Below are 8,539 nucleotides of genomic sequence, written 5' to 3'. Positions count from 1 at the left end.
GCACTGCCACGACCGCCCCGCCCGGCGGCACCACAGCCACCGCCCCGGCCGACGCGACCACGACGGCCACCCACACCGACCCACCGCCGAGCGCTGCAACAACCACCGCGCCCGGCCGTGCCCCCACCACAACCACCGCGCCCGCCGGCGCTGCCTCCCCGAGCACCCCGCGGGCCGCCGGCCCGTCCACGACGACGCCGAGCACGGCCACTCCGACGACCGCGGCGACGACCAGCGCTCCGGCACCGAAGACCAGCTCATCGCGCGGCACGAACCCGGCCCCCGCCCCCAACACCCTGGGCTTGCCGGGCGGCCAGACGCTGCGGCTGGTCAAGGCCCCGCAGGGAGGGGACGGGTTCCCCGCCGCGCCGTCGCGGCCCGGCACCGCGGCGATGGCGCGCTCCGGCGCCACCACCGTGATCACCCTGCCGTCGGACACGGGCACCGTGGGGCTCACGCGGGGCGGCACCATCCGGCTGACCGATGCCGACGGCAACCCCGCCGAGCTGGACGTCCGGGACCAGCGCACCGTCGACGCCTCCACTGCGGCCGACCTCGTCGCCGCCGGCCGCCGCCAACTGCTGCTCGTGGTGCCGCGCGACAACGGCGAGGTGCTGGTGGTCATCGCGAGCTGAGGGGCTCGCGGGCGCGTCAGAGGCGGGGGAACCCGAAGCGCCTGCGGCGCACCGCCTCCTGCAGGTCGGCCGATCGCTGATCGACCTCGGCGTCCAGTGCGGCGAGATCGGTGGCGTCGGCGCTCGGGTCGGGTGCGGGCCGGGGCCGCAGCTTCAGCCACGACTCCACCCACAGTGCTTCGAGTGCCGCCTCCCAGTGCAGGTCGACGCCGAACCTGGTGAGCGCGGCCCGCTCGCCTGCCCGCATGATGTCGTCGTCGAGCCGGACCAGCTCCCTGGCCAGCGCCGCCGCCCGCGCCCGGTCGCGCTCCCGCAACGCGTCGACAGCCGCTGTGATGCCGGCGAGAACCTCCTTGTACTCCCGGGCGGCCTTCCCCTGGACGCCGCGGTGCTCGGCCGCGCCGCCGGGTGACCGCTGCTCCCCGGGCACTGCGCTCACGGCTCCTCCAGTGACGGCACGATGACCACTTCCGGCGCCGCGTGCTGCGCGCGGTCGAAGAACAGCCCACGGCCCGGCCGGGGGGACCAGCTGATCGCCATTCCGGGCGCCAGCGCCTGCAGCTCGGAGCCCTGCACGTCCAGGGCCACCCACGCACCGAGGTCGTCGATCGAGGCGCTCATCATGAGCAGGGCGCGCAGCCGCTGCACGCTGCGCCACCAGCCCAGCACGTGCACACCGGTCTCCGGGCCGAAGCGCAGCAGCTTGCGCATCGACTCCGTGCCCTCGCGCTCCAGCTTCGTGTCGGCGGCGTCGGCGGCGTAGAGCACCAGCAGGACGGGGCGGCGGGACGCGGCGCCGCCGAGCCGCTCGGTCACCTCGGCAGCGAGCGCGTCGACCCGGGCCCGGACACCGTCGAGCGCCACGGTCTCCGTGACGTGGCCGGACGCCCGGAAGAGCTCCGACAGCCGGGCGGCGGGCTCGGTCGTCTCCGCCAGGAGGGGTGCGATCAGCACGTCGACCTCGCCGGGCCCGAACTGGCCGGCGAGCGAGCCGGCCGCCGCCCCGAGCACCTGCACCGCGTCGCGGCCGACCGAGGCGAGAACACCGAGGTTGCGCCCGGGCGCCGCGGGCAGCGGAACGGAGGCGGCGCTGCCGGCCACGTCGATGGACTGCCCCACCAGCGCGCGCGGCGCGGCCTCCCCGGCGCTCCGGGCGGGAGTCGTGCTGCCGGTGAGCTCGCCGACGAGGTCGGCGAAGCGGGGCGCCCGGCTGCCGTCGAACAGCCGTGGCTCGGCCCGGCCCTCGTGGGCGTGGCGCTCGTACAGCTCCCGCTGCACCGCGTGGACTCCGGAGTCCGCAACCGGCGCCGCCCCCGGAGCGCCCCTTCCGGTGGCGTCCGGGATCCGCACGATCTCGTTGCCATGCCTGATCCCCGACTCGTGGTTGAGCACGGCGTGCCAGCGCGGGAGACCGAGGGTGGCGTCGTTGAGCTCGGCGAGCACCCGGCGCGCCCGGGGCAGCGCGATCCGGAGCACGAACTGCTCGAAGATCGCGGCACGGCCCCAGAACGCCTCGATCCCGGAGACGTCCTGGCTGGCCAGCACGAGGTGGATGCCCTGGGACCGGCCACGGCGTGCGACGTCCTCCAGCAGGATGGTGGCCGCCCTGGTGACCGCGTCTCGTTCGGCGAACAGGTACTGGAACTCGTCGATCACGGCGACGATCCGCGGCCAGCGCCCGTCGGGATCGGCGGCGCGCAGCTCCTCCAGCTTCGTCACCTCGTGCGACTTCGCGGCCTCGGCGCGACGGCGCATCTCGTCGGCGAGGAACTGCAGCAGCGCCAGCCCGAACTCGCGGTCGGTGTTGATGTTGACGCCCACGAGGCGGGCGTGCGGGAGCCAGGTCTGGTCGCGGCGGCCCGGGGCGAACTGGGCGAAGGAGACGCCCTCCTTGAAGTCGAGCAGGTAGAACTCCAGCTCGTCCGGTCCGTAACGGGCGGCCATGGAGCTGATCATGGTGAGCATCAGGTTCGTCTTGCCCGAGCCGCTCGGGCCGCCGATCAGGGCGTGCGGCGAGGCGTCGGCCAGCACCATGTCCACCGGCCGTCCGTCGGTGAAGCCCACGGGGGCGCGCAGACCGGCCGCCGAATGGGCCTGCCCCCGATTGTCGGGCGGGGGCAGCAGGTCGGCGAAGGACCCGATCCGGTTCCGCCAGTTCTCGTGCTCGTCGGCGATCGCGTGGCAGGCGGCGGTGACCGCACCGGACGCCAGCCGGGGCTCCGGTTCGACCGTGACGTACCGCCCGGTCATCGACGTCGAGGCGAGCCCCTCGTCGTCCAGGCGCACCGTCTCCATCGGCGCGTCCACCGTCATGGGCACGTCGAGCAGCACGAGCTGGACGCCGCAGGCCAGTCCGCCCCTGGCCACACGCTGCAGCTGGCGATGGTCGTCCTCGCGCAGCGCCGACCGGTTCCCCACCAGCACCGCGACGACCCACGGCTCGGTGCGCACGCCATCCGCCTCGGCCAGCGCACGCAACGAGAGATGGCCGTCGACGAGCACCCGGGTGTGCACCCGGCGGATCCGGTCGGACAGCTCCTCGAGCAGCTGCGGGAGCCTGCCGGGGTCGTGCACGGTGAGCAGCCCGGTGCGGGTGAGCGGGTAGAGCCCGGGCAGCGAGCCGGTGAACTGCCCGACGTCCCAGACGTGCAGCGCCACCACGCCGGGCCGGAAGTAGCTCATCACCCGCATCAGCAGGCTCTCGAGCATCGCCTCGGCGCGGGTCCGGCTGTCGTGGGTGGAGGTGATCTGCAGGTGCGACTCGTCGAGCAGGGGGACGGCGACGGGGAAGCCCGGGCCGCCCGTCCCGATCCGGCCGGTGCCGATGGTCCACAGCGACGGCACGGGCCCACCGCCGTCGGCCCGGCCGACCCGGCCGATCCACTCCGCGGGATCGCGGCCCGCCGAGCCGGGCGCCGCATCCACGAGGATCTCGGCCAGCCGCGGTGGCCCGGTCTCGAGCCACGGCGCGATTGCGGCGGCCCGGTCCGCGAGCATCCGTTCGACCGGACGGGCCAGCCGGGGGTTGTCGAACAGGCCGCGCAGCTCGGGGTCGGCCAGCGCCGCGTCGAGCCCGTCGTTGCGCATCCACATCTCGACCATGGCCTCGGCGTGAGCCTGTGCGGCCGCGGCCAGTGCGCCGTCGGCCGCACCGAGCGCCCGGCCCACGGCGTCGCAGAACTCGTCGAACGCCTCGGCGATCCGCTCGCGCCGGTTCCGTCCGCGGGCCACTCCCGCCGCCTACAACCGGGCGTTGATGTCGGAGACGGCCGCGGCTCCGGTGGAGATCAGGCCCAGCCCGCGCTCGAGCTCCTCGGCGGCGCGCCGGAGCTCGACCGGCACGAGCGGCTCCGAGTGCTGCTCGCCGAGGTCGGAGAGCACAGCGACGGCATCGGCGATGCGGGCGCGCGCGACACCGGCGTGCTGGTAGGCCTCGACCATCTGCTCGGCCGCGCCTGCCAGCACGGCCCGGATCTCCCCGAGCTCACTCATCGTGATCGTTCCGGTGCGTCACAGCCGGTTCGCAACGCCCTCGGAGGCCTGGATCGCCGCGTGGACCGCCTGCTGCACCTCGCTGATGCTGCCGACTGCCTGGGCCAGCAACCCGTTGGCCTCCGACACGTCGGCCTGCCCGCTGCCCTCGGTGGCCCGTTGCAGCGCACCCTGGGCCTGCTCCAGCGAGGAGTGCGCCTGTTGCAGTGCACCGAGGCTCTCGGAGGCCTTGTCGTTGGCCAGCGCGATGCCGGCCCGAACCTCTTCGATGCTCGCCATGAACCGAACTCCCCGTCGTGCCGTGCTCGTCTGCCCCGTGCTGGTTGTACAGGGGGAAATCTAGTCGCGGCACCGCTACCGGCCGCGTGCGGGCCATTACCGATCTCTGCCCTGGCCGCGAGGGGGAGCTGAGCCCTACGTTCATCCCGAACCTTCCGGATGAGACTTCCAGCACGATGAGGAGCGGGGGCGCATGACATCCGATATCGCCACGAAGACACCACCCACCGGGTTCGGGGCCAAGATCAGGCAGCTAGGACCGGGCCTGCTGGCCGCGGCCACCGGTGTCGGCGCAGGCGACCTGGTGGCCACGATGGTGGCGGGCGCCCGCTTCGGCACGGTGCTGCTGTGGGCCGCCGTGCTGGGCGCGGCCCTGAAGCTCGCGCTCGGTGAGGGCGTGGGTCGCTGGAACCTCGCATCCGGCGCGACCCTGCTCGACGGCTGGCGGCGGCTGGGCTACTGGGCCACCGTCTTCTTCGGCGTCTACATCGTGATCTGGGGCTTCGTCTACGGGGCCACGGCGATGTCGGCGGTCGGCCTCCCGCTGAACGCGCTGTTCGGCGGGCTGTCGGTGCGCTACTGGGCGATGATCGCCGGCGTCGTCGGCCTCGCGCTGGTGTGGATGCAGCGCTACCAGGTCTTCGAGAAGTTCATGACCGTGCTGGTCCTGATCAAGTTCGTCTCGGTGGTGTCGGTCGCCTTCCTCGTCTCCCCCGACCTCGGCGCACTCGCGAACGGGCTGGTGCCGCGGCTGCCCGACGGCTCGGTGATCTACGTGCTCGGGCTCATCGGCGGCGTCGGCGGCACGATCACCATGGCCGCCTACGGCTACTGGATGATCGCCAAGGGCTGGAAGGGCATCGGCTGGCTGTCGATGATGCGGCTCGACAACGCGGTCGGCTACATCATGACCGCGATCTTCGTGATCGCCATGCTGATCGTCGGAGCCGAGATCCTGCTCGGGCAGGACCTCACCGAGAGCGACTCCGGCCTGCTCACCCTCGGCACCGAGCTCGGCGCGCGGTACGGCGACTGGGCGCGGATCCTGTTCCTCGTCGGCTTCCTCGCCGTCACCACCACCTCGCTGCTGGGCGTGTGGAACGGCGTGAGCCTGCTGTTCACCGACTGGACGCGGACGATCCGGCTCCCCCACGGCGACAAGGCCGAGATCGGCGACGAGGCCGTCACCTCCGGGCCGGCCACCGCCACCGTCACCGGCTACGAGGCCACCCAGGCCGAGCGGAGCGTGCCCTTCCGGGCGTACCTGCTCTGGCTGACGCTGCCGCCGATGGGGCTGCTGTTCTTCGACCGGCCGTTCGCCCTCACGCTCGTCTACGGCGTGCTCGGGGCCGCCTTCATGCCGTTCCTCGGGATCACGCTGATCATGCTGCTCAACTCCAGGAGGATCGCCCCGGAAGGCCGCTCGGGGTGGCTGTCCAACACCCTGCTCACCGCGGCGTCCGCGCTGTTCTTCGTCCTCCTGGTGGCCGACCTGATCAACCGGTTCGGCTGACCAATGGGATAGCTGGAACTATTCGGAACAACCAGCCGTAGCTCTACATTACCGGCGATCACGCAACGGGTTCCTGATGCTTCGACGACCCGAAGTCGAAGCATCAGTGAACTCGCGGATAAGCACGGCTTCCGCGGCATTTCCGTTGCTTTTCGCTCGCATACTGCGTTCGGACGGACAGTTCGGACGGCAGGAGATCAAGGGTGCCCCGCTCGGCAGGCAACCGCTGGATCATCGGCGTGGTCGCGGTGGTCGCCGTGGTCGCGGTCGCGGTGGCCGCGGCGATCGTGCTGCGGCCGGCTCCCGCCCCGGTCGCTGCACCTGATCCGCAGATCGTGGTCTCCCGGTCGTCGTGCGGGCAGGACTGGACGGCCCCGAAGCCCGGTCCGCAGACCTTCCAGGTGCACAACACCGGGGCCGTCACCACCACCGTCGACCTGATCGACCCGACGACGGGCGGGATCTTCGGCGAGGTCGAAGGCATCGGCACCGGCACCACCCGTCCCCTTGCGGTGACCCTCGGCGACGGCGAGTACGCCTTCCGCTGCCTTCCCGACGAAGCCGACGCCGTCGTCGGCCCGACGGTCCGGATCAGTGGCAGCGATGTGCGTCCGAGCCCCGCCGTGGTCCCGGTGACGCGCAACGACCTCCTCGGTCCCGAGAAGGACTACCGGCAGCAGGTGATCACCGGGCTCGACGCGCTCGTCCGGGACACCGACGCGCTCGCCACGACCGTCCACGGTGGGGACCGGCACGCGAGCGAGGCCGCGTGGCTGACAGCCCACCTGTCCTACGCCCGGCTCGGTGCGGCCTACGGCGCCTTCGGCGACGCCGCGTCCGCGATCGACGGCACCCCCGGCGACCTCGCGGGCGGCACCTCGGATCCCGGCTTCACCGGCTTCCACCGGCTCGAGTTCGGGCTGTGGCACGACGAGCCGATGCCTGCGCTGGCCACCGTGGCCGACCGGCTCGACGCCGACGCGCGTGCTCTGCAGCAGGCCTTTCCCGACGCGCAGATCGATCCGAACGACCTGGCGCTGCGCGCCCACGAGATCATGGAGGACGCCCTGCAGTTCGAGGTCAGCAGCCGCACCGACTTCGGCAGCGGCACCACCCTCGCCACCACGCTGGCGAACATCGAGGGCACCCGGACGGTGCTGGGCGTGCTGCGCCCGCTGCTCCAGCCGCGGATGCCCACGCTGTCCACGGTGGACATGTGGCTGGACCGCGCCACCGCCGCCGTGCAGGCCGCCAGGCGCCCCGACGGGAGCTGGACGCCGGTCGCCGCGCTCGACCGGGCCCAGCACGCCGAGATCGACGGCGCGATCGGCGAGCTGACCGAGCAGCTCGCCCCGGTCGCCACGATCGTCGCTCCGCGGCGGGACTCGTGAGCGGCGCGCTCCCCCGCCGCGCCTTCCTGCGCCGGGCGGTGGTCGGAGCGGGCGTGACCGCCGCTGCGGTGGCCGGTGGCGGGATGGCGGCGGCCACGGAGAGCGCCGGCGCCGACGCAGCGCCCGCGGTGCCGTTCCACGGCGCCCGCCAGGCGGCGATCCTGCGGCCGCCCGCCGGTCAGACCATCGTCGTGGCGTTCGACGTCATCGCCGAGAACCGGGCCGAGCTGACCGACCTGCTCCGCGCGGTCACCGACCGGGCCCGGTTCCTCACCAGTGGGGGCGTCCCGCCCGCGCTGGGCATCAGCGCCCCACCGCCCGACTCCGGTGTGCTCGGCCCCGAGGTGCCGGCAGGCGATCTCGGCGTGATCGTCGGGGTCGGCGCCTCGCTGTTCGACGACCGCTACGGGCTCGCCGGCAGCAGGCCGGCGAGGCTGACGCCGATGCCGGCGTTCGCCGGCGACGCGCTGGACCCGGCGCAGTGCCACGGCGACCTGAGCCTCACGCTCTCGGCGACCACCGGCGACACCGTGATCCACGCGCTGCGCGACATCACCCGCGCCACCCGCGGGGGGATGCAGCCGCGCTGGCGCGTCAACGGGTTCAGCTCACCGCCCCGCCCGACGGGCACGCCCCGCAACCTGCTGGGTTTCAAGGACGGCATCGCGAACCCCGACCCCGCCGACGCGGCCGAGATGGACCGCCTCGTCTGGGTGGGTGACGGGCAGCAGGACGAGCCGGTGTGGACCGCGGGCGGCAGCTACCAGGTGATCCGCGTGATCCGCATGCTCGTGGAGTTCTGGGACCGCGTGTCGCTCGGCGAGCAGGAGAACATGATCGGCCGCCGGCGCGACACGGGTGCCCCGCTCGACGGCGGGGCGGAGACCGACATCCCGCGCTACGCCGACGACCCGGTCGGCACCGTGATCCCGCTGACGAGCCACATCCGCCGAGCCAACCCGCGCACCCCCGACACCGACTCGAGCCGGATCCTGCGCCGGGCCACCAACTACGACCGCGGGCTCGACAGCAACGGCAACCTCGATCAGGGGCTGGTCTTCACCTGTTATCAGCAGGATCTGCGGCGGCAGTTCGAGGCGGTTCAGCAACGGCTGACCGACGAACCCCTCGTGGACTACATCTCACCGTTCGGCGGTGGCTACTTCTTCGCATTGCCCGGCGTCACGGGTCCCGACGACCACTACGGCCGTGCATTGCTCGCCTGATTC

The 8,539-nt window shown here is 73.0% G+C and carries 8 protein-coding genes and 1 pseudogene; 4 read left to right on the top strand and 5 right to left on the bottom strand.

The features are described from left to right. Window positions 1-271, bottom strand: a pseudogene (locus HF577_RS16795) (hypothetical protein); the annotation flags it as partial. A 31-nt stretch (window positions 272-302) separates the two neighbouring features. Between HF577_RS16795 and HF577_RS16790 the strand changes: the two are divergent. Beyond that, on the top strand, window positions 303-635 hold the full coding sequence (locus HF577_RS16790; RefSeq protein WP_169396804.1) for a hypothetical protein: 333 nt from the start codon (window positions 303-305) through the stop codon (window positions 633-635). A 16-nt stretch (window positions 636-651) separates the two neighbouring features. Here the strand turns inward: HF577_RS16790 and HF577_RS16785 are convergent, their stop codons facing one another. From HF577_RS16785 to HF577_RS16770, 4 genes are read right to left on the bottom strand one after another with little or no spacing between them, the layout of a single operon-like run. Beyond that, window positions 652-1,074 carry a hypothetical protein gene (locus HF577_RS16785; protein ID WP_169396803.1) on the bottom strand — a complete coding sequence of 141 codons (423 nt, stop codon included), beginning with the start codon at window positions 1,072-1,074 and terminating at the stop codon, window positions 652-654. Then, the gene (locus tag HF577_RS39745; RefSeq protein ID WP_169396802.1) at window positions 1,071-3,866 is read right to left on the bottom strand and encodes an FtsK/SpoIIIE domain-containing protein; all 2,796 of its coding nucleotides are present in this window, start codon (window positions 3,864-3,866) and stop codon (window positions 1,071-1,073) included. The genes HF577_RS16785 and HF577_RS39745 overlap by 4 nt, the downstream gene beginning before the upstream one ends. A 9-nt stretch (window positions 3,867-3,875) precedes the next feature. Further along, window positions 3,876-4,127, bottom strand: coding sequence for a hypothetical protein (locus HF577_RS16775; RefSeq protein ID WP_169396801.1), 252 nt, complete (start codon window positions 4,125-4,127; stop codon window positions 3,876-3,878). A gap of 18 nt (window positions 4,128-4,145) precedes the next feature. Next, window positions 4,146-4,406 carry a hypothetical protein gene (locus HF577_RS16770; protein ID WP_169396800.1) on the bottom strand — a complete coding sequence of 87 codons (261 nt, stop codon included), beginning with the start codon at window positions 4,404-4,406 and terminating at the stop codon, window positions 4,146-4,148. A gap of 193 nt (window positions 4,407-4,599) precedes the next feature. Here HF577_RS16770 and HF577_RS16765 point away from each other — a divergent pair, with 193 nt between their 5' ends. The 3 genes from HF577_RS16765 (at window position 4,600) to HF577_RS16755 (ending at window position 8,536) form a co-directional block, all read left to right on the top strand. Further along, complete coding sequence (locus HF577_RS16765; RefSeq protein ID WP_169396799.1) at window positions 4,600-5,919, top strand: Nramp family divalent metal transporter; 1,320 nt, start codon at window positions 4,600-4,602, stop codon at window positions 5,917-5,919. Between the two features lie 203 nt (window positions 5,920-6,122). Continuing rightward, window positions 6,123-7,310, top strand: a complete 1,188-nt coding sequence (locus HF577_RS16760) for an EfeM/EfeO family lipoprotein (protein WP_312859182.1) — start codon at window positions 6,123-6,125, stop codon at window positions 7,308-7,310. Further along, window positions 7,307-8,536, top strand: coding sequence for a Dyp-type peroxidase (locus HF577_RS16755; RefSeq protein WP_312859181.1), 1,230 nt, complete (start codon window positions 7,307-7,309; stop codon window positions 8,534-8,536). Before HF577_RS16760 ends, HF577_RS16755 begins: the two co-directional genes overlap by 4 nt. Window positions 8,537-8,539: the final 3 nt, after the last annotated feature.

It is taken from the genome of Pseudonocardia xinjiangensis (assembly GCF_012911925.1).
Classification (GTDB): domain Bacteria; phylum Actinomycetota; class Actinomycetes; order Mycobacteriales; family Pseudonocardiaceae; genus Pseudonocardia; species Pseudonocardia xinjiangensis.
The sequence above is the reverse complement of the archived record's forward strand: the minus strand, read 5'-3'. Positions and strand labels throughout refer to the sequence as shown.